This is a genomic window from Pseudomonas sp. ArH3a, assembly GCF_022648765.1.
Taxonomy (GTDB): Bacteria; Pseudomonadota; Gammaproteobacteria; order Pseudomonadales; family Pseudomonadaceae; genus Aquipseudomonas.
The window spans coordinates 5554102-5577847 of the sequence record NZ_CP080330.1; the positions used below are offsets into that span (position 1 = coordinate 5554102).

A 23746-nucleotide genomic window follows, 5' to 3' on the forward strand; every position below is an offset into this window, starting at 1 on the left:
CCACTGATCACTCTAGACTCAAATAAGCTCCCCGCCGAACATCTGTTGGGCGGCACAACCACCCAAGGGCCGGACATTGTGCAAAACATCAAACAATTCAATAGCTTCGCCGAGTTCTACCCTTACTACCTGAGCGAACACGGCAACAGCACCTGCCGGCGCCTGCATTTTATCGGCACCACATTGGTGATCGGCATTCTGGCGTATGCGATTGGCAGAGGTTCGTTGGGCCTGCTGCTGGCGTTGCCGATCGCCGGCTACAGCTTTGCCTGGATCGGCCACTTCTTCTTCGAAAAGAACCGCCCGGCGACGTTTCAACACCCGTTCTACAGCCTGTTGGGCGATTTTGTGATGTACCGCGACATGATTTTGGGCAAGGTGCCGTTCTAGTGCGCGCTTTTACCTGTGACCTCTTGTCACTTGCTTTAAAAATTAAAATTAGTACATCCGTCGACATAAAATTCTTTTTGTCATTTTCAGTGCTGTATCCTGCCAAGGCTTTTTGAGAGCGCGCAATCACACTGCGATTGATAAAACAGACCTTGCGAGGAGCGACGACGATGCACGAGATACCTAATCTCCCCTTCCCAAGCCTGCACCCAACTGAGCAGCCAACACCACATCAGGCCAGCAACAAACAGCCTGAGGCCAAAGAAGCAAAACCAGTCGACAGCAAACGCCAGGACTGACGCCGTACCAGACCGTGTGGAAAGCGCACCATTGAGCGCTTTCCACACAGCCTGAATCACGAGATACCCGCCATGACCGATAACGACCTCAACACGTCCCCCGATACCCCGGACGCCGCTGTACTCGACGCCGCCCTGCAGATGGTCGACGTCTGGAACCGCCTCAGCGCCGACAAACAAGCCTTGCTGCTCAAGCGCTTTGGCACCCAGGAAAACGCCCTGGCCGCCCTGGTGACCACGCAAATGCTGACGCCCGCCAAACCCTGATCATTGGGTAATCTGAAGTTTTTGCTGTTTTGCCGCCCCGCCCGGCCCCCGCGCCGGTATCATTAGCAGCCTATCTTTACCTGCTGCGACAGTGGACCTCTCCCATGCCAGATACCCAGCGCCCGATGGCGGTCACGCTGCAAGTCGTTTCCATCGTGCTGTTCACCTTTATCGGTTACCTGAATATCGGCATTCCCCTGGCCGTGTTGCCGGGCTATGTGCACAGTGAACTGGGCTACGGCGCCGTTATCGCCGGCTTGGTGATCAGCGTGCAATACCTGGCCACGCTGCTGAGCCGCCCGTACGCGGGCAAAATCATCGACAACCTGGGCAGCAAGCGCGCGGTGTTGATCGGCTTGGCGGGCTGCGGCCTGAGCGGCGTGTTCATGTTGCTGGCAGCGTGGTTTTCCAGCCTGCCGGCCGTCAGCCTGATTAGCCTGCTGATCGGGCGACTGGTGCTGGGCAGCGCAGAAAGCCTGGTGGGTTCAGGCGCCATCGGCTGGGGCATTGGCCGGGTCGGCGCAGCCAACACGGCCAAGGTCATCTCGTGGAACGGTATCGCCAGTTACGGCGCGCTGGCCGTCGGCGCGCCGCTTGGGGTGGTGCTGGTCAGTCATTTCGGCTTATGGAGTATGGGCGTCAGCATCATTGTGCTGGCAGTGCTGGGCGTGCTCTTGGCCTGGAACAAGGTCGCGGCACCGATTGTGGCCGGTGTGCGCCTGCCGTTCATGAACGTGCTGGGCCGCGTGCTGCCTCACGGCTGCGCCTTGGCCTTGGGCTCGATCGGATTTGGCACCATCGCCACGTTTATCACGCTGTATTACACCACCCAACACTGGGACAACGCGGTGTGGGCACTGAGCCTGTTCGGCGCCAGTTTTATCGGCGCACGCCTGCTGTTCGGCAACTTGATCAACCGTATCGGTGGGTTTCGCGTAGCGATTGCCTGCCTGTCGGTGGAGATCCTCGGCCTGTTGTTGCTGTGGCTGGCACCGGATGCTCACCTGGCCTTGGCTGGCGCGGCGTTGAGCGGGTTTGGCTTTTCCCTGGTGTTTCCGGCCCTGGGGGTGGAGGCGGTCAATCTGGTGCCAGCCTCCAGCCGTGGTTCGGCGGTGGGGGCTTATTCGCTGTTTATCGACTTGTCGCTGGGCATCACCGGCCCACTGGCGGGTGCAGTGGCGGCAGGCTTCGGCTTTGCCTCGATCTTCCTCTTCGCCGCCCTCGCCGCCGCCGGTGGCTTGCTGCTGAGCGTGTACCTGTACCGGAAAGCGCCCAAAGCCCGCGAGATGCGCGACGCCTAGAAGTCGACCTTACCGCGCCCGGCCTTGATACTGCCGCGCTTGGTCTTGGACTCCAGGCGACGCTTCTTTGAGCCCAACGTCGGTTTGGTCGGGCGGCGCTTCTTCTCGACTTTAGTGGCGCGGAGGATCAACTCCACCAAGCGTTCCAGCGCGTCCGCGCGATTCTGTTCCTGGGTCCGGTATTGCTGGGCCTTGAGCACCAACACGCCTTCACTGGTGATACGGCTGTCGCGCAGCGCCAGCAGCCGTTCCTTGTAAAAGTCCGGCAACGACGACGCCGGAATATCAAACCGCAAGTGCACCGCGCTCGAGACCTTGTTGACGTTCTGCCCACCGGCGCCTTGGGCGCGAATGGCGGTCAGCTCGATCTCGGCATCGGGCAGGTGCACGTTGTTGGAAATAACCAGCATCACTCAAAAACCTTAGGCAACGGACAAGCCCAACTCGGACAACAACATCGACGCCTGGGCTTTGGAAATCACGGCGCCTTTGAACAGTTTGGCATCATTGAGGCGAAAACCGCTCAAATCCGCACCGCGCAGGTCGGCACCGGCAAAATTGGCGCCGTTGATACGCGCATGGGCGAGGCTGCAGTCGATCAATTCGGCCTTGCGAAAGTCAGCATCCGACAAGTCGCTGTCGGAAAAGTCCAAGTTATTCAGCACCGTTCGGGCAAACGACAGGCCGGACAAAAACGCGCTGTTAAGGCGGGTTTCGCTGAAGCTCAAGCCCAGGGACGCGCAGTGGGTGAAGTTGGCGCCGGTCAGCTTGCAGTGGGCAAAACTGGCCTGGGACAGTTTGCTGCGCTGCCAGCGGGTGTTGTTCAGGTCACAGCTGTTGAACTGCGCCTCCAACAGGTTCGCCGCCTCGAATATGGCGTGGGCTGCGCGGCAACTGGTCCATTGGGTGCCTTCAAGGCGCGAACCCAGGAAGGACGTCTGCACCAGAATGCAACGCTCGAACACCCAGTGGTCCAGCACCATGCGCGACAGATCCGCCCCGCTCAGGTCCACGCCAATCAGGCGCAACGGCCCGCTGTGCTGGTCGATCAAGTCTTCCAGCGCATCGCGCTGCAAGCTGCCGCCGTCGATGTCGGTGTGCTGCATGGGGCCTCCTAGGCAAGGGTCGATAAAAACAAGGTCGGGAGTTTAACCTGTCGACGCCCACAAAAAACCCGGCAAGGCGCCGGGCTTTCTGTTGATGCGATACGGCTTACTTCAACGCCGCACTCGTCGCGGTCAGTGCCGCTTCGGCGCTGCGCTTGTTCTTGATCCAGTAGCACAGCCCCATGAACGCCACCCACACCGGGATTGCGTACACCGAACGGTCAATGCCCGGGATCATCAACATGGTCCCCAGAATAAACACCACGAAGGCCACGCAGAGGATGTTGCCGTACGGGTACCACAGCGCCTTGAACAACGGCACTTGGCCGGTGCGGTTCATGTGCTGGCGGAACTTGAAGTGCGAGAAGCTGATCATCGCCCAGTTGATCACCAGCGTGGCCACTACCAACGACATCAGCAGTTCCAGCGCGTGTTGCGGGATCAGGTAGTTCATCAGCACCGCCACCAGGGTGATCGCCGCTGAGGCCAGAATCGAACGCACCGGTACGCCGCGCTTGTCGATTTTCGCCAAGGCCTTGGGCGCATCGCCCTGCTCGGCCATGCCCAGCAGCATGCGGCTGTTGCAGTAGGTGCCGCTGTTGTACACCGACAGCGCCGCAGTGAGCACCACGAAGTTGAGGATATGCGCGGCAGTGTTGCTGCCCAGCATCGAGAACACCTGCACGAACGGGCTGCCGCTATAGGCATCGCCGGACGCGTTGAGGGACGCCAGCAGGCTGTCCCATGGCGTCAGCGACAACAGCACTACCAGTGCGCCTATGTAGAAGATCAGGATGCGGTAGATCACCTGGTTGATCGCCTTGGGGATCACGGTGCGTGGCTGGTCAGCTTCGGCTGCGGTAAAGCCGAGCATTTCCAGGCCGCCGAAGGAGAACATGATGATCGCCATGGCCATCACCAATCCGCCCACGCCGTGTGGGAAGAACCCACCGTGCTCCCACAGGTTGCTGACCGAAGCTTGCGGGCCGCCGCTGCCGCTGGCAAGCAAGTAGCTGCCCAGGGCGATCATGCCGACGATGGCCACCACCTTGATGATGGCGAACCAGAATTCGGCTTCACCAAATACTTTGACGTTAGCCAAGTTAATCAGGTTGATCAGCACGAAAAACGCTGCTGCCGAGACCCAGGTCGGGATCTCAGGCCACCAGTAGTGCACATATTTGCCGACAGCCGTCAGCTCCGACATGCCGACCAGGATGTACAGGATCCAGCAGTTCCAGCCCGACAGGAAGCCGGCGAAACCGCCCCAGTACTTGTGGGCAAAGTGGCTGAAGGAACCGGCGACCGGCTCTTCGACGATCATTTCGCCGAGCTGGCGCATGATCATGAAGGCGATAAAGCCGCAGATGGCATAGCCCAGGATCATCGAAGGGCCGGCGGATTTGAGCACCCCAGCCGAGCCCAGGAACAGGCCGGTGCCGATGGCGCCGCCGAGGGCGATCAACTGGATATGCCGATTTTTCAGGCCGCGTTTCAGCTCGCCTGAAGGGGAATGGGGTCCACTCATGAAAAGGGTCTCACGCAAGGTTTGATGATGTTGAATGCACGTTGCTGCCTTGAATCTCGACTCAAGCAGCGCCGCTCAAACCCCAGCGCAGGCACCAGGAGTACAGCGTCTTTCTAACGGTCATGCGTCACCTGTTTGTTTTTATCTGTGACGAAATCGAACCCGTCCGGCTCGTGGCAGGGCGGAGTGATCAGGGTGGGTAAACCCTGGGTCTTGGCCTTTTGCGTGGGAACGCAAGGAGGGTCACAGTAAAACGCGGCGCATTGTACATCGCTCGACAGCTTCTGGGCGCCCCTGCAGAGCGCTTGCGACAATCTGTCAGAGATTCCTTACAGCAAGACACCGCCCATAAATGACTGGCCCATTGCGTAATTTTTACGTTACATCGCGTAAACCCAGCGTTACAGGCAGCTGAATCCGTCATCCTCCAGAAAATTGTCGGCGGGCAATGTCTGATCAATCGGTTCAGCCAGCTCGCTGTTTTTTCTGGAAAAACATAAGCGATGAAAAAACAGAAGAAAAAATCCAAATGAGACCGTGTCAATAAATTTTTTGCATTCCGAAACACTCTCGCCTAGGTTCTTCCACTTGCCCAGCGAAGCCCGCTGGCAAGCCGTTCTCAAACAACGTCCTCTAGGAGATACACCATGCAAGCACTGGAAAACGACCTGGAAACCGAACTGCAACTCGACGATTGGTTTGAAGCGCCGACCCATGAGGCCGCCGTTGAAATGATGCAAGCCGATGCCGTTGTGCCATTTGGCACGGCGATGTGGCCTTTCTAACACCCGGCAGGCATCCGGCAGATGCAGTGCACGGCATCTGCCCCCTTACCCAAGGCACACAAGGACACACGTCATGGACAAGGCCCGCGCCGTCGAACACTTTCTCTACTACCTCGCACACCACCCGGCCCTCAACGGCCTGAGCCGCCCTACCGTGCTGCTGGGCCATACCGAGCGCTACGACGCCATCGCCCAAACGATCACCCATGGCAGCGCCGCCCGCTTCAATTTCCAGGTGCAGCGCCTGGACCTGGCCGCCAGCGAGACCCTGGCCCAAGCCATCGAAGCCTGCGACCTGTACCTGTTTCTCTACGACTCCTCGACCCTGCCCAACCCACGCGCCGAAGGCCCGGACTTCATCCGCGCCCTGCACGGCGTGATGGCTGAGCACTGGAAGAAATCCCTGCTGTTCAAGGATTATGGCGACTACTTCTACGACACCTTCAGCGTCGAGCCACAGCGCATTGCCGACCTCAACGCCACGCTGATCCGGCGCATGTCCCAGGCCAACGTGCTGAGCTTTACCGACAAGCACGGCTCACGCCTGGAAGCGCCGATGAGCAGCATCAAGAAGTGGACCAATATCAACGGCGTCGGCAACCACGACCTGGCGCCGGGCGAGATCGCCACCCACAGCGAGGCCATCAACGGCCAGGTGCGGTTTGTCGGCACCTTTCTGAGCACCATTCCGTTTGCGCGCAAATACGGCGTGCTGCAATCACCGCTGGAGCTGTGGATCGAGAACTCGACGATTTGCAGCGTGGCCAGCGACGTGCCGGGGCTGGCGGATGACTTCAACAAATACCTGAATGCCAACCCGTCCAACCGCCGCGTGGAAGAGCTGGGGATTGGCACCAATGAAGGGGTCAAGGATTTGTATGCGCGCAACGCCGGGTTTGAAGAGCGCCACTGCGGTTTGCACCTGGGCTTGGGTGGCGGGCAGAAAGGCAGCCATCATTTGGATTTGATCTTTGCCAGCGGGGTGTTGGCACTGGATGACAAGCCAGTGTTTGATGGGACGTTTGCATTTTAGAGCCCAAATACCAGAGACACTGAGGATCAATGTGGGAGCTGGCTTGCCTGCGATATAGGCACCTCGGTCTATCAGACAGACTGCGGTGATGCCATCGCAGGCAAGCCAGCTCCCACACTTGAATGGATTGCCAAATTGAGACCAAAAAAAACGCCAACCCTAAGGTTGGCGTTTTTGTGCAGCCGTTACATCACTGCGGCTTCTTGCGACCAAAACCAGGACGCTGACCGGAACCCGCCGGGGCGCCACGGCGCTTGCCCGATGGCTCGTCGGCGACCAGTTTCAAGCCTGGACGCTTTTTCGGCGCGGGCTTGGCTGGGCGCTTGGTGTTGGCGCTGTCGGCTGGGCGGTCGGATGCCGGAGCACCACGGCCTTCACCACGGTTACCGCGACCGCCACTTGGGGCTTCGCCACCACGCGCAGGGCGCGGGGTGCGCGGTGCACGCTCGCCTTCCTGACGGGACGGCGCCGTTGGGCGACGCTCGCCTTCGATGTGCGGCTCACGGGAGATACGACCGCCGGTGGCCGGTGCATTCAGCGCGGGGCGCAGGGTGCGGGCAACACGTTCGGTGCGCGCCACAGGGCGCGACGATTTACGCTGCATACGCTCAAGCTTGTCTTTGCTCTTGGCGTTCATCTGCGGCATAGCAACCGGCGTCAGGCCGACTTCGGCGCTGAGGATGTCGACTTCGTACTGGCTCATTTCGCGCCAGCGGCCCATCGGCAGGTCGGAGTTCAAGAACACCGGGCCGAAACGCACGCGCTTCAGGCGGCTAACCACCAGGCCCTGGGATTCCCACAGGCGACGTACTTCACGGTTACGGCCTTCCATCACCACGCAGTGGTACCAGTGGTTGAAACCTTCGCCGCCGGGCGCCTGCTTGATGTCGGTGAACTTGGCCGGGCCGTCTTCAAGGACCACGCCGGCTTTCAAGCGCTCGATCATCTCGTCATCGACTTCGCCACGTACACGCACCGCGTACTCGCGGTCCATCTCGTAGGACGGGTGCATCAGGCGGTTGGCCAGTTCACCGTCGGTGGTGAACATCAGCAAGCCGGTGGTGTTGATGTCCAGACGGCCGATGTTGATCCAGCGGCCTTCTTTAGGCTTAGGCATCTTGTCGAACACGGTCGGACGGCCTTCCGGGTCGTCACGGGTGCAGATTTCGCCATCAGGCTTGTTGTACATGATCACGCGGCGCACCGATTCGGCGGCCTCTTCACGCTTGATGACCTTGCCATCAATGGTGATTGCATCGTGCAGGTCGACGCGCTGGCCAAGGGTGGCTTCTACGCTGTTGACCTTGATGCGCTTCTGGGTGATCCAGGCTTCGACGTCGCGGCGCGAGCCCACGCCGATACGCGCCAGCACCTTTTGCAGTTTTTCGCCTGCTGGGCCGATTTCCTGGCTGTCGTTCTGGTCTTGGTCGTTCATCTTAAGCACCTCCCGGTGGGTCGATTCAGGCGTGGCCTGAAGAGTGTTGAAAGCGGGGCTTTGGCCGAATACGTCGCCAAAGGGTCGCGAATCATACGCGCATGGCGCGCGTTACGCATCAGAGACTAGTCGATAACGCCCAAGTCATTTGCTTTTCCGCCGACCGGTGGCGCCCAGCGCCAGCAGCCGCAGCTCGGCTTCGGCCAGTACCGTGCGTTTGTCGACTTTGTCGAGTTTCTTCCAGGCGCGGATTTCGCCCTTGCTGCGGCCACAGCCGACGCAGATGTCGTCGCTGAATTTGCAGATGCTGATGCAAGGGTCTTTGGTGGAAATCATCGCTATAACTCTCGTTCCCACGCTACGCGTCACAAACGGACACAGAGCGTCCAGGCGGCGTTCCCACGCAGAGCGTGGGAACGATCAAAACACAGCGGCCTGTATCAGAGGCGCTTGACGCTGAATACCTTACCCGTCTTGGACAGTTTGCCTTGCCAGTCTTCTGCATTGCATTTCAACTTGACCCAGACCGGAATCGCAGTGCCGTCATCATCCTTGAATTCAGTGGGTTTGCATCCCTGAGGCAACGTGTTGGACGCACCGATCCACAGCGCGTCAGAGGAACCAGGGCGATAGTAAACGGCGCGTTCTACACCCGTAGGCCCGGCGCTCAGACCAATAGCGCCAGTGGGCGCGGCACCCGCGACAATGTTGACGCTGACGTCGCCACTGAGTGGGTTGTACGTCGCTGCCACCGCATAAGCGCAGGTAAAAACAGCCGAACCGATTAAAGCCATCACGCCCAGCGAGGCAGTGATGCGTTGACGAGTAATTTTCATGAAGGGTCATCCAAGTCAAAAGAACGGGATTACAACCACCACGAATGAAACGGCACAGCCGTAATGGCGCTTAGCGAGTAAACGCCGCGCGTCACAACCAAACAACTGTCAGAACTAACAGGTAACACGCCTGCCACGCAGCTGGCTGACGGCTCGGCCCTGCGGGTGAGTCAGGGCTCAAACGAGCGGCGCTCGTTTTCGATGGCTTCGGCCAACGCTTGTGCTTCAGCCTCTTCGTCACTCAATTCGGGTTGCCCCAAGGCGGCGACAGCGGCCAGGAGCTTCTCGCGAGCTTCGGCCACACCGAGAATGTCTTCCTCAGGCTCGATTTCGGGTTCGGGTTCGGGTTCGGCCTCAGCTTCACTATCGACCTCAGGCTCGTTTTCAACGTTCACCTGAGTTTCAGGCTCAACCGCACCGTCACGCAGCAAGTCGTCGAAGTCGGTCTTGATCCCCTGCTCCATGTCGTCCAGTTCCAGCAACAAGGTGTGGAAGCTGGTTTCATCCTTTGGTTCTTCCGGCTCTGCCGTGGCGTCTGCCAGTTCCTGCAAGCTGGCCGGGACCGGCGCGTCGTCGAAGTCCAGCACCGGCTCAGTTTCCATCTCGCGCAGTTCGGCCAACGGCGGCAGGTCGTCGAGGTTTTTCAGGTTGAAGTGGTCGAGGAACACCTTGGTGGTGGCGAACATCGCCGGCTTGCCGGGCACGTCACGGTAGCCAACGATGCGGATCCACTCGCGCTCCAGCAGTGTCTTGACGATGTGGCTGTTGACCGCCACGCCGCGCACGTCCTCGATCTCGCCCCGAGTGATCGGCTGGCGATAGGCGATCAACGCCATGGTCTCCAGCATTGCCCGTGAATAACGCTGCGGGCGCTCTTCCCACAAGCGACCGACCCACGGGGAAAACTTCTCACGAATCTGCAGGCGATAACCCGACGCCACTTCGCGCAACTCAAACGCACGGCCGTCGCAGGACTTGCGCAGGATTTCCAGGGCCTTCTTGAACACAGGCGGCTCAGGGCGCTCAGCCTCTTCAAAGAGTTCGAACAGGCGCTCCAGGGATTGCGGTTTACCCGAGGCCAGGAGAAAGGCTTCCAGCAGCGGCGCCAGTTCGCGGGGTTCAGTCAAATTCATCGATTCAGCTCTTTATTCGGCTCGCGCCCGCACGTGGATAGCCGCAAAAGGCTCATTCTGGACCAGCTCGACCAAGGATTCCTTGACCAGTTCAAGCACCGCCATAAAGGTCACCACCACCCCCAGACGCCCTTCTTCTTTGGTGAACAGCTCGACAAAGGGTACAAACCCGCCCCCCTTGAGGCGCTCAAGCACATCGCTCATGCGCTCGCGGGTCGACAAGGCCTCGCGGCTGACCTGATGGCTTTCAAACATGTCGCCACGGCGCAGTACTTCGGCCATGGACATCAGCAATTCTTCCAGGCTCACGTCCGGCAATAGCTTGCGCGCCCGGGCTTCCGGGGCGTCGAGCTTGGGCACCACCACATCACGGCCAACGCGGCTCAAGCCGTCGATGCCTTCGGCAGCCGCCTTGAAGCGCTCGTACTCTTGCAGGCGGCGGATCAGTTCGGCGCGCGGGTCGTCTTCTTCGGCCTCGATGGTCTCCGAGCGCGGCAACAGCATGCGCGACTTGATCTCGGCGAGCATGGCGGCCATCACTAGGTACTCGGCCGCCAGCTCCAGGCGCACCGTCTGCATCAACTCGACATAGCCCATGTACTGGCGGGTAATTTCCGCCACGGGGATGTCGAGGATGTTGATGTTCTGTTTGCGGATCAGGTACAGCAGCAAGTCCAGCGGGCCTTCGAAGGCTTCAAGGAAGACCTCCAGGGCGTCCGGCGGGATGTACAAATCCAGCGGCATTTCCAGGACTGCCTGGCCATAGACCATGGCAAAGGGCAGTTCCTGCTGGGCGCCGGCCTGGCTGTCGACAGTTTCCACCACCGACATTCAGGCCTCGACCATAAAGGGCGTCGGGTCGCCGCAGCCCACCCGCACCACTTCCGGCTCGCCATCGGCCAGGTTGATCACGGTGGAGGCTTTGTTGCCGCCGTAGCCGCCGTCGATGATCAGGTCGACGTGTTTCTCCAGCAGGCGGCGCATTTCGTAAGGGTCGTACAACGGCTCTTCTTCGCCGGGCAGGATCAACGACACGCTCATCAACGGCTCACCCAGCTCAGCCAGCAACGCCAGGGCAATCGGATGTTCCGGCACGCGCAGGCCGATGGTGCGCTTCTTAGGGTGCAGCAACAGCCGCGGCACTTCGCGGGTGGCATTCAGAATAAAGGTGTAAGGCCCCGGCGTATGGGCTTTGAGCAGGCGGAAGGTGCCGGTGTCGACCTTGGCGAACAGGCCCAACTGGGACAAATCGCTGCAGATCAGCGCAAAGTTGTGGTTCTTGTCCAGGTTACGCAGGCGTCTGACCCGTTCAACCGCGTTCTTGTCGCCGATCTGGCAACCAATCGCGTAGGACGAGTCGGTTGGGTAGATCACCACGCCGCCGGCGCGAATGATCTCCACGGCCTGTTTAATCAGGCGCGCTTGCGGGTTTTCCGGATGAATCTGGAAGAATTGACTCACTTGCTCTACCTGTTCAGACGGTGGCAATAATGGGGTCATGCTTGAATCGCCCCCACAACAGCGGCAGGTCTTCCGGGACCTGGCGATACTCGCCAATCTCGGACCAGCCGCCTGGGCCATGAAAATCACTGCCGGCGCTGACCAGCAGACCAAATTCGCGCGCAAGAATCGCCAGGCTGCCCACCTGTTCGGCGGGTTGGTGCCCGTTGACCACTTCGATTGCGTGGCCACCCGCTCCAATATAGTCGGCAATCAGCTTGCGGCGCTTGCTGCGGGTGAAATCGTAATGCCAAGGATGCGCCAGGCTAACCCATGCCCCGGCGGCCCGCAGGGTGCCGACGGTGTCTTCCAGGGTCGGCCAGTGTTGCTTGACGTCACCCAACTTGCCGGCGCCCAGCCATTTGCGAAACGCTTCGGCGCGGTCCTTAACAAAACCTTCACGCACCATCCAGTCGGCAAAGTGCGGCCGGGCCGGTGCATTGCCGCTGTCGCCCAGTTCCTGCTGGATGGCGCGGGCGCCATCGAGGGCATTGGGCATGCCTTTAAGGCCGAGCTTGCGGCTTATTTCTTCGGACCGCAGCCAGCGGCCATCGTGCAATTGGGCGATGGCTGCGACTAACGCTGGAGCGTTTTGATCAAAGCCGTAACCGAGCACATGAATAGTGGCGCCGCCCCAGGTGCAGGACAATTCCACGCCGTTGACCAGCTGCATGCCCAACACATGCGCCGCCGTACGGGCCTCATCGAGGCCTTCGAGGGTGTCGTGGTCGGTCAACGACAGAACTCGCACGCCTTTTTCAAACGCACGCGCAACCAGTACCGCGGGCGCCAGGGCGCCGTCGGAGGCCGTGCTGTGGCAGTGCAAATCAACATTCACGGAAGTGTGTAACCTCAAGTCAGCTGGCGCTTTCGCTACCAAGGATGTTTGTTATTATGCCGCCACATCCAGCTTCTGGCTCTTACTGTGAAACAATTCATCGACTTCATCCCGCTGTTGCTGTTTTTCATCGTTTACAAACTCGACCCCAGGGTCATCGATATCGCCGGCCATGAGCTGAACGTCGGAGGCATCTACAGCGCCACCGCGGTACTGATCATCAGCTCTTTGGTGGTCTACGGCGCCCTCTTCATCTCCCAACGCAAACTCGAGAAAAGCCAATGGCTGACCCTGGTCGCCTGCCTGGTCTTCGGCAGCCTGACCCTGGCCTTCCACAGCGAAACCTTCCTTAAATGGAAAGCCCCGGTGGTGAACTGGCTGTTCGCCCTGGCGTTTATCGGCAGCCACTTCATCGGTGATCGCCTGCTGATCAAGCGGATCATGGGCCACGCGCTGACCCTGCCGGAGCCGGTGTGGACACGTTTGAACGTGGCCTGGGTCGTGTTTTTCCTGTTCTGCGGCGCCGCCAACCTGTTCGTGGCCTTTACCTTCCAAGACTACTGGGTTGACTTCAAGGTGTTCGGCAGCCTGGGCCTGACCGTATTGTTCCTGATCGGCCAGGGCATCTACCTGTCGCGCCACCTGCATGACACCGACCCTACTACGCCGAAAACCGAGGACTGACATGCTCTACGCCATCATTGCTACCGACGTTGCCAACTCGCTGGAAAAACGCCTGAGCGTGCGCCCGGCTCACGTGGAGCGCCTCAAAGTACTGCAAGCCGAAGGCCGCCTGGTGCTGGCCGGTCCGCACCCGGCAGTGGACAGCAATGACCCAGGCGCGGCGGGTTTCACCGGTAGCTTGATCATCGCCGAGTTCGCCTCCCTCGCCGACGCCCAAGCCTGGGCCAAGGCCGACCCGTATATCGCGGCGGGTGTCTACGCGGATGTGGTGATCAAGCCGTTTAAGCAAGTCCTGCCTTAAACAAGCTTTCTTGAGTAAAGTCGCGCCGAAGCAATTGCGTTCGGCGCGCTCCTAATTGCTCATTATTCTGGGTAACCTGCCGACAACGTTCTGAATATTCGTGTGGAATCAGGAGTTCCGATGCGCTTACGTCAGTTGTGTCTGTTGGCAGTGTTAACGATCGGGGCTACGGCCCACGCTGAAGAAACCTCGAACACCGGCAGTTCCACGCCCTTGTCTTTGAGTGCCGGCAGCCAGATCACCGAATTGCAGCAACGTTTGAAAGAAAGCGAACGCCTGCGTGAAGCGTTGAGCAAGCAACTGCAAACCGCAGACGCTGCTCGCGAAAGCGCCCAACTGAATCGCTTGCGCCAGGAGAACCAACGCCTGGCCCAGCAACTCAAAGAAACACAGGGCGGCGCCTTGACCCGCTGGCTGACCGAGCAACAGCAGTGGTTTGTCACTGGTGGGGCCGTCGCACTGATCGCGTTGCTGTGCGGGATCTTCGCCAGCGGTGGGCACCGTCGCCGTCGACAATGGCTAAATTGAGTGAGTCATGAGCGAGCTGTTACTGATAGATGATGACCAGGAGCTCTGTGAGCTGCTGACCAGTTGGCTGAGCCAGGAAGGTTTCCAGGTGCGCGCCTGCCACGACGGCTTGAGCGCGCGCAAAGCCTTGGCCGACAGCGCCCCGGCGGCGGTGGTGCTTGACGTGATGCTGCCAGACGGCAGTGGCCTGGAGTTGCTCAAACAGCTGCGTAACGACCACCCGGACTTGCCGGTGCTGATGCTCTCGGCCCGTGGCGAGCCGCTGGACCGCATCCTCGGCCTGGAACTGGGTGCCGATGATTACCTGGCCAAGCCCTGCGACCCGCGCGAACTGACTGCGCGCCTACGTGCCGTGCTGCGCCGCAGCCACCCGACCGCCGTGTCGACCCAGCTGGAACTGGGCGACCTGTGCTTTAGCCCAGTGCGCGGTGTGGTCACCATCGATGAACAGGAATTCGCCCTCACCGTCTCCGAAAGCCGCCTGCTCGAAGCCTTGCTGCGCCAGCCCGGCGAGCCGCTGGACAAGCAGGAACTGGCGCAGATCGCCCTGGGCCGCAAGCTGACCCTTTACGATCGCAGCCTGGACATGCACGTCAGCAACCTGCGCAAGAAGATCGGCCCACACCCGGATGGCCGGCCACGGATCGTGGCGTTGCGTAGTCGCGGGTACTACTACAGCCTCTGAACGCAACACCGCTCCCCTGTGGGAGCTGGCTTGCCTGCGATGGCATCAACTGGGTGCCACTGAAAAACCGAGGTGTCCGCATCGCAGGCAAGCCAGCTCCCACAATTAATCGCCTGCGGCTCAATGGTTTTGTCAGCCCCCACCAAAACCCTCTTTACCCAAGCTTTACCCTCACCTGACCGCCGCTGACCTTGATCTGCGTAACCTACTCACATCCGGACTCACCGGAATAGAGACAGGAGAATCACCATGCGCAAGACCCTTATCGCTTTGATGTTCGCCGCTGCCCTGCCAACCATCGCCATGGCCGCCATGCCAGAAGGCCCAGGCCCGATGGGCGGCCCTGAAGGCCACATGATGGGTGGCCCAGGCCACGGCGGCGAACACGGTCCGCGTGGCAAAGGCGGCCCCTTCAGCCAGCTCGACCTGAGCCGCGAACAACGCCAGCAAATCGGCAAACTGATGGGCGACCAATGGCACGCTCGCAAAGACCTGGTCAAAAAGTACCTGGACAAACTCCCAGCCGCAGACCAGAAAGCCATGCAGGACGAAATCGCCGCTGGCAAGCAAAAAACCCAGGCCGACATCCGCGCCGTGCTGAAACCCGATCAACAGAAGAAATTCGACGAGATCGTCAAGAAACAAGCCGAACGTCGCGCCGAGTGGAAGGAATTCCAAGCCTGGAAAGCCCAGCAGCCGCAAAAAGCGCAATAATGCGCGAGCGTTAACTCCCCCAGCCCAGTGGCTCACGCCGCTGGGCTTTTCCTGTTTGAGGGTTTCCTGTGCGTTCATTGTTCTGGCGCATCCTGGCCAGTTTCTGGCTGGCCATCGCCCTGGTTGCCGGGCTGTCGATCCTGCTTGGGCACATGCTCAACCAGGACGCCTGGATTCTCAGCCGCCACCCCGGCCTCAACAACCTGGCGCAAGAGTGGACGCAACTCTACGAAGCCCAGGGCGAGGACGCTGCCCAGGATTTGCTGCAACAACGCAAACGCCAGTATCACATCGACGTGCAAGTGCTGAATGAAAGCGGCGAGCCGGTGGTGCGCGGCACCTTCCCCCGGCGCGCCGCAGCCTTCGAGGCGCGCCAGAATGACAGCCAGGACGGCCACCTGCCCTGGCGCCGCTTGACCGCCGAGTACACCAGCGAGAAAACCGGCGACACCTACCTGCTGATCTACCGCATCCCACACCCGGAACTGGACGCCTGGCACCGCAGCAGCCTGCTCTGGCCGCTGAGCGCGCTGGCGATTGCGCTGGTGGTACTGACCCTGTTCAGCCTGCTGGTGACGCTGTCCATCACCCGCCCACTCAGCCGCCTGCGCGGCGCGGTGCATGACTTGGGCCAGACCACCTACCAGCAAAACAGCCTGGCGCGCCTGGCCAACCGGCGCGATGAGTTCGGCGTCTTGGCCACCGACTTCAACCGCATGGGCGCACGCCTGCAAAGCCTGATCGGCAGCCAGCGCCAGTTGCTGCGCGACGTGTCCCATGAACTGCGCTCGCCCCTGGCCCGTTTGCGCATCGCCCTGGCGTTGGCCGAACGCGCCAGCCCCGAAGAACGCGAAAGACTCTGGCCACGCCTGACCCGTGAATGTGATCGCCTGGAAGCCTTGATCAGCGAAATCCTGGTGCTGGCCCGCGTCGATGCCGACAACGCCAGTGCCGAAGACGTGGACCTCAACACGCTGCTCAAGACCCTGCAAAAGGATGCCCAGCTGAGCGCGCCCGACCAGACGGTGCAACTGACCGCCGACAACGAACTGCTACTCAAGGGCTGGCCGACCATGATCGAACGCGCGGTGGATAACCTGCTGCGCAACGCCCAGCGCTTCAACCCGCAGGGCTTGCCGATCGAGTTACGCGCGCAGTGCCAAGGCGAGCGAATTCTGATCAGCGTGCGTGACCATGGCCCCGGTGTCGACGCCGAACACCTGAACCAACTGGGCGAGCCGTTTTACCGCGCCCCCGGCCAAACGGCCCAAGGCCACGGCCTGGGGCTGGCGATTGCCAGGCGCGCGGCGGAACGCCATGGCGGCAGCCTGATCCTGGCCAACCACCCCGACGGTGGTTTTATCGCCAGCATCGACCTGCCGTTGGCGCCGGGGGTTGTCACACCGGTGTGAGGATCTTCTATAGTGGCCCTTCTCTTACGGAGGGCCTTTGATGACTGACCTGCTGACTCCCATCCAAGCCGCACTCGACCTACCACACACCCCATTGACCTTCACAGAGGCTGGCGCCTTGCCCTCGGCCTTTGCCGTGACCGAACTGGCCAGTGCCAGCCTCGGCGCTGCCGGCCAGGCCATCGCCGAATTGATCCGCCAACAGACCGGGCGTTTGCCCAGCGTCAGTGTGGACCGGCGCCTCGCCTCCTTCTGGTTCTCGTCCTCGATTCGCCCCGTGGGCTGGCAAACGCCGTCGTTATGGGACCCGGTAGCCGGTGACTACGCCAGCGCCGATGGCTGGATTCGTTTACACACCAATGCGCCGCACCACCGAGCCGCCGCCGAGCGCGTATTGGGCAAGGTCAATGACCGCGCCGAGATGGCCAGCAACGTTGCGACATGGAACGCCGCCGAACTGGAACAGGCGATTGTCGAGGCCGGCGGCTGCGCGGCGCAGATGCGTTCATGGCAGGCCTGGCAAACCCATCCCCAAGGGTTGGCGGTGAATACCGAAGCGCTGGTGCAGCGCCAGACCTTCGACCCCACCACCGACAAACCCTGGCTCGGCTCGGTAGCGCGCCCGCTGGCGGGCATTAAAGTGCTGGACTTGACCCGCGTGCTGGCCGGCCCCGTGGCCAGTCGTTTCCTCGCGGGGCTGGGCGCCGATGTGCTGCGCATCGACTCACCGACCTGGAACGAACCCGGCGTAGTGCCGGAAATGACCCTGGGCAAACGCTGCGCACGCCTCGACCTGAAAAGCCCCGAAGGCCGACAAGTGTTTGAAAGCTTGCTCAAGTCCGCCGACATTCTGTTCCACGGCTACCGCGCCGACGCCCTTGAGCAACTGGGCTACACCGCCGCTAAACTGCAAACCCTCGCCCCCGGCCTGATCGACGTAAGCCTCAACGCCTATGGCTGGAGCGGCCCGTGGCGCAATCGGCGCGGCTTCGACAGCCTGGTGCAGATGAGCAGCGGGATTGCCGACGCGGGCATGGCCTGGAAACACGCGGACAAACCGGTGCCGCTGCCGTTGCAGGCGTTGGATCATGCCACTGGGTATTTGATGGCGGCCAGTGCGATTCAGGCGTTGAGCGAACGCTTGAACACCGGGCGTGGCGGCGCGGCGCGGTTATCATTGGCACGTACGGCGAAGTTGCTGGTGGAGGCCGGGCAAGTGCCGGAGCAGCCGGCGTTGCGGGCCGAAGAACCGAGTGATCAAGGTGTGGTGGAGGAGCAGACGGCGTGGGGCCTGGCCCATCGGTTGCTGGCGCCGGTGAGCATCAGTGGTACGCCGTTGCAGTGGGATTTGCCGGCGGGGGAATTGGGTTCACATCGGGCTCAGTGGTGACTTGAAGTCCGCTATCGCAGGCAAGCCAGCTCCCACCGTTGACCGAGTACCGTTCAGACAACTCGGTCAACGGTGGGAGCCGGGCTTGCCCGCGATAAGGCCCTCCCAGACGCCACTAATCCACCCGGCTCAACGACGTCCACAAATGCTGCGCCGCATACGCCCTCAACGGCCGCCACGCCTCAGCCCGCGCCAGCAACTGTCGAGCACTGACCGGCCCACCTTCCAGCGCCGCCAACGCATTGATCAAGCCAATATCCCCTGACGCAAACGCATCCGGCTCACGCAACTGGCGCATGGCGATGTACTGCGCCGTCCAGTCACCAATCCCCGGCAAGGCCACCAACCGCGCCACGCCTTCCTGGAGGCTGGCCTTGGGCTCAAACAGCTGCGAATCATCCAACAACGCCTGGGCCACCCCGGACAAGGTGCGCCCCCGTGCTTTCGGCATGCCCAGCGTGGCCAAATCCGCCGCTGCCAAAACTTCAGCCGTCGGGAAAACGTGCGTGATACCGGCGTATGGGGTTTGCAATGGCTGGCCATACTGGGCCACCAACTTGCCCGCCAGGCGAATCGCCGCGACCACCGTGATCTGCTGGCCCAGGACTGCGCGAATTGCCAGTTCCAACCCGTCCCAAGTGCCTGGCACGCGCAGGCCGGGGCGGGCCGCAACCAACTGCGCCATCAGCGGGTCAACAGCCAATTGCGCATTGATCAACTCGGGCTGGGCATCCAGATCGAACATAGCCCTCAGGCGCCGCTCGATCTCGGGCAGCGCCGCAGCGTCAGGAAACTCAACATCCACTTCCAGCCAGTCGCCCGCGCCCGGCGCCACGCTGATCCAGCCGAGCAGCCCATTCACGCTGATACTGCGCCGATAGACGCCAGCCTCAACAGTCTCCAACCCCGTGATCGCCCGCGCCGACAAAAAGCCCACCATCGCCGCCCAGTCATAGGGCGCCTGATACGCCAGTCTCACAACGACAACACCCCGCTATACAGCCCATACGCCGCCAGCCCCGCGCCCGCGACCACGCAGCTGAAAATGCCTTTTTCCACGTGGGTAAACAAGGGCTGGCCCTGCTCGCGCTTGGCCAGGGCAAACAGGATCACACCGGGCGCATACAGCAGCGCCGAGAGCATCAGGTACTTCAGGCCCCCTGCGTAGAGCAGCCACAGCGCATAAACCAGCGCGATCAGGCCCACCAGCAAGTCCTGCATGCGCTGGCGCCGGGCGCCTTCGTAGGTTTCGCCGCGCCCGCTGAGCAGCACCGCATACGCCGCCGACCACAGGTACGGCACCAGAATCATCGACGAGGCCAGGTAAATCAGCGTGGTGTAGGTGCTGTGGGAAAACAGCGTGATCACCAGAAAGATCTGGATCATTACATTGGTCAGCCACAGCGCGTTGACCGGCACCTGGTTGGCGTTTTCCTTCTTCAGGAAGGCCGGCATGGTCTTGTCATGGGCGGTGGCGTAGAGGATTTCCGCACACAGCAGCGCCCAGGACAGCAAGGCGCCGAGCAACGAAACCGCCAGGCCGATACTGATCGCCATCGCGCCCCACGGCCCGACGATATGTTCCAGCACACCCGCCAGGGACGGGTTTTGCAATTGCGCCAACTCCGGCTGGCTCATGATCCCCAGGGACAACACATTCACCAGCACCAGCAGCGCCAGCACCCCAAGAAACCCTATAACCGTGGCCCGGCCGACGTCCGAACGTTTCTCGGCCCGCGCCGAATACACGCTGGCGCCCTCGATACCAATAAATACAAATACGGTGACCAGCATCATGTTGCGCACTTGATCAACCACGCTGCCGAATTGCGGGTTGCCCAGGCCCCAGATATCGCGAGTGAAGATATCGGCTTTGAACGCCACGGCGGCGATGACCACAAACATCACCAACGGCACAATCTTCGCCACGGTAGTGATCTGGTTGATGAACGCCGCCTCCTTGATCCCGCGCATCACCAGAAAATGCACAGCCCACAGCAACAGCGACGCGCAGCCGATGGCAACCGGCGTATTGCCCTGGCCGAACACTGGGAAAAAGTAGCCGAGGGTGCTGAACAGCAACACGAAGTAACCGACATTGCCCATCCACGCGCTGATCCAATAACCCCAGGCCGACGAGAACCCCATGTAATCACCAAACCCGGCCTTGGCGTAGGCATACACCCCGGAATCCAACTCGGGTTTACGGTTGGCCAGGGTCTGGAACACGAACGCCAGGGTCAGCATGCCCACGGCGGTGATCACCCAGCCGATCAACACGGCGCCCACCTCGGCGCGCGCGGCCATGTTCTGCGGCAAAGAGAAAATCCCCCCGCCGATCATCGAACCCACCACCAGCGCGATCAGCGCGCTGAGTTTGAGCTTTGGGGCCGGTTGAGACATGCAAACTCCTGAATAAATAACAATTGAGCTAACAAGCGTGCACTCAACTAATTAATTCAGCGAGTGTAGCGTTTATTAAAGACAGCGATAAAACCGTCAGCTCATAACGCATTGGTATGACTGTTTATGAAGTTTAGGTTTATTTAGATTTTAAATAAGGCAGGCACTTTGCCAGCCTCTGACTATTTGGTAACCCGTCCCGAAATAGATTGCACATTCAGCAGAAAGGGCTAGTTTCAACAGTCCACTCTCTTGACGACATGATCACTGCAACGCAGAAGCGCTCTGGAACGCGCTTTTGCGAGGAAAAGTATCGCCCCAGGATTTTACTCCTAAGTCATTAATTCACAATGGAATGTGCCAATGACCTGATCTAAGTCAGCTGTTCGAACAGCGCACGGAATTATTCTGTGGTCTCTCTTCTCCTGCATTGGAGTCATGCAATGTCTGAATCTCCCGGAAAACTTCGATTAGGCGCACTGGTTGCACTGGTCGTGGGCTCAATGATTGGTGGCGGAATCTTCTCACTGCCGCAAAACATGGCCGCCAGCGCCGACGTGGGTGCGGTGTTGATCGGTTGGGTGATTACCGCCATCGGCATGCTGACCCTCGCCTTCGTGTTCCAGACCCTGGCCAACCGCAAACCTGACCTCGACGGCGGCGTGTACGCCTACGCCAAGGCCGGCTTCGGCGACTACATGGGTTTCTCGTCCGCCTGGGGCTACTGGATCAGCGCCTGGTTGGGCAACGTCGGTTACTTCGTGTTGCTGTTCAGCACCCTCGGTTACTTCTTTCCGATCTTTGGCGAAGGCAACACCCCGGCGGCAGTGATTGGCGCCTCGGTGTTGCTGTGGGCCGTGCATTTTCTGGTGCTGCGCGGGATCAAGGAAGCCGCGTTCATCAACCTGGTGACCACCGTCGCCAAGATCGTGCCGCTGGTGCTGTTCGTGTTGATCGCGCTGTTCGCGTTCAAGCTGGATATCTTCACCGCTGACATCTGGGGCGTGAAAAACCCGGACCTGGGCAGTGTGATGAACCAGGTGCGCAACATGATGCTGGTCACCGTGTGGGTGTTCATCGGCATCGAAGGCGCGAGCATCTTCTCCTCCCGTGCGGAAAAACGCAGCGACGTGGGCAAGGCCACCGTGATCGGCTTTATCACCGTGCTGCTGTTCCTGATGCTGGTGAACGTATTGTCCCTGGGGATCATGACCCAGCCGGAACTGGCCAAGCTGCAGAACCCGTCGATGGCGGCCGTGCTTGAGCATGTGGTCGGCCACTGGGGCGCGGTGTTGATCAGCGTCGGCTTGATCATCTCGCTGCTCGGCGCACTGCTGTCGTGGGTGTTGCTGTGTGCGGAGATCATGTTCGCCGCTGCCAAAGACCACACCATGCCGGAGTTTTTGCGCCGCGAGAACGCCAACCATGTGCCGGCCAACGCCCTGTGGCTGACCAACGCCATGGTGCAGATTTTCCTGGTGATTACGCTGTTCTCCGCCAGCACTTACCTGTCGCTGATCTACCTCGCCACCTCGATGATCCTGGTGCCTTACCTGTGGTCGGCGGCTTACGCCCTGCTGCTGGCAGTGCGCGGTGAGACCTACGAAAACGCCCTGCGCGAACGCAAGAAAGACCTGTTCATCGGCGCCATCGCGTTGATCTATGCGGTCTGGCTGCTCTACGCCGGCGGCACCAAATACCTGCTGCTCTCCGCCCTGCTCTACGCCCCCGGCGTGATCCTGTTCGCCAAGGCCAAGCATGAACTGGGCAAACCGATTTTCACCAACGTCGAGAAGCTGATTTTCGCCGCCGTCGTCATTGGCGCCCTGGTGGCTGCTTATGGCCTCTACGACGGCTTCTTGACTCTGTAGCTCTTATCTAAAGAAAGCTTTGTTCACTGGAGGATCTGTAATGACCACGGAAAAAGTGAAGTACGGCGTACATTCCGAAGCCGGCAAACTGCGCAAAGTCATGGTGTGCTCCCCAGGTTTGGCCCACCAGCGGCTGACCCCCAACAACTGCGATGAACTGCTGTTCGATGACGTGCTGTGGGTGGCCCAGGCCAAGCGCGACCATTTCGACTTCGTCACCAAGATGCGCGAGCGGGACATTGATGTGCTGGAAATGCACAACCTGCTGACCGATATCGTCGCCATCCCCGAAGCCCTGGACTGGATCCTGGAACGCAAGATCACCGCGAATACGGTGGGCCTGGGCCTGGTCGATGAAGTCGGCTCCTGGTTGCGCAGCCTGGAACCGCGCAAAATCAGCGAGTACCTGATTGGTGGCGTGTCGGCCGATGACCTGCCGAGCAGCTTCGGTGGCAAAACCATCGAGATGTTCCGCGACTTCCTCGGCCACTCAAGTTTCATTCTGCCGCCGCTGCCCAACACCCAGTTCACCCGCGACACCACCTGCTGGATCTATGGCGGCGTGACGCTCAACCCGATGTACTGGCCGGCGCGACGTCAGGAAACCCTGCTGGCCTCGGCCATCTACAAATTCCACCCCGAGTTCACCAACGCGGACTTCCAGATCTGGTACGGCGACCCCGACCAGGAACACGGTGCCGCCACGCTGGAAGGCGGCGACGTGATGCCTATCGGCAATGGCGTCGTGTTGATCGGCATGGGTGAACGCTCGTCCCACCAGGCCATTGGCCAACTGGCGCGTAACCTGTTCAAAAACAAAGCCGTGGAACGCGTGATCGTTGCCGGCCTGCCGAAATCCCGCGCGGCGATGCACCTGGACACCGTGTTCAGCTTCTGCGACCGCGACCTGGTCACCATCTTCCCCGAAGTGGTCAACCAGATCGTGCCCTTCACTCTGCGCCCTGATGAAAGCAAGCCACACGGCATCGATATTCAACGGGAGAAAACCAACTTCCTCGAAACCGTGGCCGCCGCACTCAACCTCAAGGCCCTGCGTGTCGTCGAAACCGGCGGCAACAGCTTCGCCGCCGAACGCGAGCAGTGGGACGACGGCAACAACGTGGTCGCCCTGGAGCCAGGCGTGGTGATCGGCTACGACCGCAACACCTACACCAACACCTTGCTACGCAAGGCCGGTGTGGAAGTCATCACCATCAGCGCCGGTGAACTCGGCCGCGGCCGTGGCGGCGGCCACTGCATGACCTGCCCGATCATCCGCGACCCAATCGACTACTAATTTTCAGGCC

General features: G+C 60.7%; 26 protein-coding genes. 14 read left to right on the forward strand and 12 right to left on the reverse strand.

From position 1 onward, the window contains the following. Nucleotides 1-78 precede the first annotated feature (78 nt). From K0P33_RS25480 to K0P33_RS25490, 3 genes are all read left to right on the forward strand, one after another. The gene (locus K0P33_RS25480; protein WP_094950855.1) at nucleotides 79-390 is read left to right on the forward strand and encodes a DUF962 domain-containing protein; all 312 of its coding nucleotides are present in this window, start codon (nucleotides 79-81) and stop codon (nucleotides 388-390) included. A 371-nt stretch (nucleotides 391-761) separates the two neighbouring features. After that, nucleotides 762-956, forward strand: coding sequence for a hypothetical protein (locus tag K0P33_RS25485; protein ID WP_094950831.1), 195 nt, complete (start codon nucleotides 762-764; stop codon nucleotides 954-956). 104 nt (nucleotides 957-1060) lie between these two features. Next, nucleotides 1061-2257, forward strand: a complete 1197-nt coding sequence (locus K0P33_RS25490) for an MFS transporter (RefSeq protein WP_094950830.1) — start codon at nucleotides 1061-1063, stop codon at nucleotides 2255-2257. On the opposite strand, the gene arfB is transcribed toward K0P33_RS25490, so the two are convergent. From arfB to K0P33_RS25505, 3 genes are all read right to left on the reverse strand, one after another. Then, nucleotides 2254-2667 carry an alternative ribosome rescue aminoacyl-tRNA hydrolase ArfB gene (arfB, locus tag K0P33_RS25495; RefSeq protein ID WP_242152243.1) on the reverse strand — a complete coding sequence of 138 codons (414 nt, stop codon included), beginning with the start codon at nucleotides 2665-2667 and terminating at the stop codon, nucleotides 2254-2256. The two genes, K0P33_RS25490 and arfB, sit on opposite strands and share 4 nt — an antisense overlap. Before the next feature lie 12 nt (nucleotides 2668-2679). Next, nucleotides 2680-3363, reverse strand: a complete 684-nt coding sequence (locus K0P33_RS25500) for a pentapeptide repeat-containing protein (protein WP_094950829.1) — start codon at nucleotides 3361-3363, stop codon at nucleotides 2680-2682. Nucleotides 3364-3469: 106 nt separating this feature from the next. Beyond that, nucleotides 3470-4891, reverse strand: a complete 1422-nt coding sequence (locus tag K0P33_RS25505) for an amino acid permease (protein ID WP_094950828.1) — start codon at nucleotides 4889-4891, stop codon at nucleotides 3470-3472. A 647-nt stretch (nucleotides 4892-5538) separates the two neighbouring features. On the opposite strand from K0P33_RS25505, the gene K0P33_RS25510 reads away from it, so the two are divergent. After that, on the forward strand, nucleotides 5539-5676 hold the full coding sequence (locus K0P33_RS25510) for a hypothetical protein (protein ID WP_003175756.1): 138 nt from the start codon (nucleotides 5539-5541) through the stop codon (nucleotides 5674-5676). 73 nt (nucleotides 5677-5749) lie between these two features. Then, complete coding sequence (locus tag K0P33_RS25515) at nucleotides 5750-6709, forward strand: leucyl aminopeptidase (protein WP_094950826.1); 960 nt, start codon at nucleotides 5750-5752, stop codon at nucleotides 6707-6709. 190 nt (nucleotides 6710-6899) lie between these two features. Here K0P33_RS25515 and rluB read toward each other — a convergent pair whose 3' ends face one another. The 7 genes from rluB to K0P33_RS25550 form a co-directional block, all read right to left on the reverse strand. Further along, nucleotides 6900-8144: a 23S rRNA pseudouridine(2605) synthase RluB gene (gene rluB / locus K0P33_RS25520; RefSeq protein ID WP_094950825.1), complete on the reverse strand. Its 1245-nt coding sequence runs from the start codon at nucleotides 8142-8144 to the stop codon at nucleotides 6900-6902. 144 nt (nucleotides 8145-8288) lie between these two features. Then, nucleotides 8289-8480 carry a DUF1289 domain-containing protein gene (locus tag K0P33_RS25525; protein WP_094950824.1) on the reverse strand — a complete coding sequence of 64 codons (192 nt, stop codon included), beginning with the start codon at nucleotides 8478-8480 and terminating at the stop codon, nucleotides 8289-8291. 104 nt (nucleotides 8481-8584) lie between these two features. Continuing rightward, the gene (locus tag K0P33_RS25530; RefSeq protein WP_094950823.1) at nucleotides 8585-8980 is read right to left on the reverse strand and encodes a hypothetical protein; all 396 of its coding nucleotides are present in this window, start codon (nucleotides 8978-8980) and stop codon (nucleotides 8585-8587) included. Nucleotides 8981-9150: 170 nt separating this feature from the next. Beyond that, the gene (gene scpB, locus K0P33_RS25535; RefSeq protein ID WP_242152247.1) at nucleotides 9151-10113 is read right to left on the reverse strand and encodes an SMC-Scp complex subunit ScpB; all 963 of its coding nucleotides are present in this window, start codon (nucleotides 10111-10113) and stop codon (nucleotides 9151-9153) included. 12 nt (nucleotides 10114-10125) lie between these two features. Beyond that, nucleotides 10126-10824, reverse strand: a complete 699-nt coding sequence (locus K0P33_RS25540) for a ScpA family protein (protein WP_173667140.1) — start codon at nucleotides 10822-10824, stop codon at nucleotides 10126-10128. A gap of 120 nt (nucleotides 10825-10944) precedes the next feature. Continuing rightward, entirely contained in the window at nucleotides 10945-11574 is a 630-nt protein-coding gene (locus K0P33_RS25545) for an L-threonylcarbamoyladenylate synthase (protein WP_242156119.1), read from the reverse strand. 13 nt (nucleotides 11575-11587) lie between these two features. Continuing rightward, on the reverse strand, nucleotides 11588-12451 hold the full coding sequence (locus tag K0P33_RS25550; protein ID WP_094950820.1) for a PHP domain-containing protein: 864 nt from the start codon (nucleotides 12449-12451) through the stop codon (nucleotides 11588-11590). Between the two features lie 87 nt (nucleotides 12452-12538). On the opposite strand from K0P33_RS25550, the gene K0P33_RS25555 reads away from it, so the two are divergent. The 7 genes from K0P33_RS25555 to K0P33_RS25585 all read left to right on the forward strand — a co-directional run bounded on the left by K0P33_RS25555 (nucleotide 12539) and on the right by K0P33_RS25585 (nucleotide 18165). Then, on the forward strand, nucleotides 12539-13135 hold the full coding sequence (locus K0P33_RS25555; protein WP_094950819.1) for a septation protein A: 597 nt from the start codon (nucleotides 12539-12541) through the stop codon (nucleotides 13133-13135). Nucleotide 13136: 1 nt separating this feature from the next. Then, the gene (locus K0P33_RS25560; RefSeq protein WP_094950818.1) at nucleotides 13137-13436 is read left to right on the forward strand and encodes a YciI family protein; all 300 of its coding nucleotides are present in this window, start codon (nucleotides 13137-13139) and stop codon (nucleotides 13434-13436) included. Nucleotides 13437-13556: 120 nt separating this feature from the next. Next, complete coding sequence (locus K0P33_RS25565) at nucleotides 13557-13964, forward strand: translation initiation factor 2 (protein WP_094950817.1); 408 nt, start codon at nucleotides 13557-13559, stop codon at nucleotides 13962-13964. 7 nt (nucleotides 13965-13971) lie between these two features. Continuing rightward, nucleotides 13972-14649 (forward strand): response regulator transcription factor, encoded by a 678-nt coding sequence (locus K0P33_RS25570; RefSeq protein WP_094950816.1) that lies wholly within the window; start codon nucleotides 13972-13974, stop codon nucleotides 14647-14649. Nucleotides 14650-14898: 249 nt separating this feature from the next. Then, the gene (locus tag K0P33_RS25575) at nucleotides 14899-15363 is read left to right on the forward strand and encodes an LTXXQ domain protein (RefSeq protein ID WP_094950815.1); all 465 of its coding nucleotides are present in this window, start codon (nucleotides 14899-14901) and stop codon (nucleotides 15361-15363) included. Nucleotides 15364-15431: 68 nt separating this feature from the next. Continuing rightward, a complete protein-coding gene (locus K0P33_RS25580) occupies nucleotides 15432-16775 on the forward strand; it encodes a HAMP domain-containing sensor histidine kinase (protein WP_094950814.1) in 1344 nt (447 codons plus the stop codon). A 40-nt stretch (nucleotides 16776-16815) separates the two neighbouring features. Continuing rightward, complete coding sequence (locus K0P33_RS25585; protein ID WP_242152250.1) at nucleotides 16816-18165, forward strand: CoA transferase; 1350 nt, start codon at nucleotides 16816-16818, stop codon at nucleotides 18163-18165. Nucleotides 18166-18280: 115 nt separating this feature from the next. On the opposite strand, the gene K0P33_RS25590 is transcribed toward K0P33_RS25585, so the two are convergent. Beyond that, entirely contained in the window at nucleotides 18281-19144 is an 864-nt protein-coding gene (locus K0P33_RS25590; protein WP_094950812.1) for a DNA-3-methyladenine glycosylase, read from the reverse strand. Then, nucleotides 19141-20568, reverse strand: a complete 1428-nt coding sequence (gene arcD, locus K0P33_RS25595; protein ID WP_094950811.1) for an arginine-ornithine antiporter — start codon at nucleotides 20566-20568, stop codon at nucleotides 19141-19143. The genes K0P33_RS25590 and arcD (K0P33_RS25595) overlap by 4 nt, the downstream gene beginning before the upstream one ends. Nucleotides 20569-21011: 443 nt before the next feature. Between arcD (K0P33_RS25595) and arcD (K0P33_RS25600) the strand changes: the two genes are divergently transcribed. Together arcD (K0P33_RS25600) and arcA are read left to right on the forward strand one after the other, a co-directional pair. Then, nucleotides 21012-22439: an arginine-ornithine antiporter gene (gene arcD, locus K0P33_RS25600; protein ID WP_094950810.1), complete on the forward strand. Its 1428-nt coding sequence runs from the start codon at nucleotides 21012-21014 to the stop codon at nucleotides 22437-22439. Between the two features lie 40 nt (nucleotides 22440-22479). After that, nucleotides 22480-23736: an arginine deiminase gene (arcA, locus tag K0P33_RS25605; RefSeq protein ID WP_094950809.1), complete on the forward strand. Its 1257-nt coding sequence runs from the start codon at nucleotides 22480-22482 to the stop codon at nucleotides 23734-23736. Nucleotides 23737-23746 lie beyond the last annotated feature (10 nt).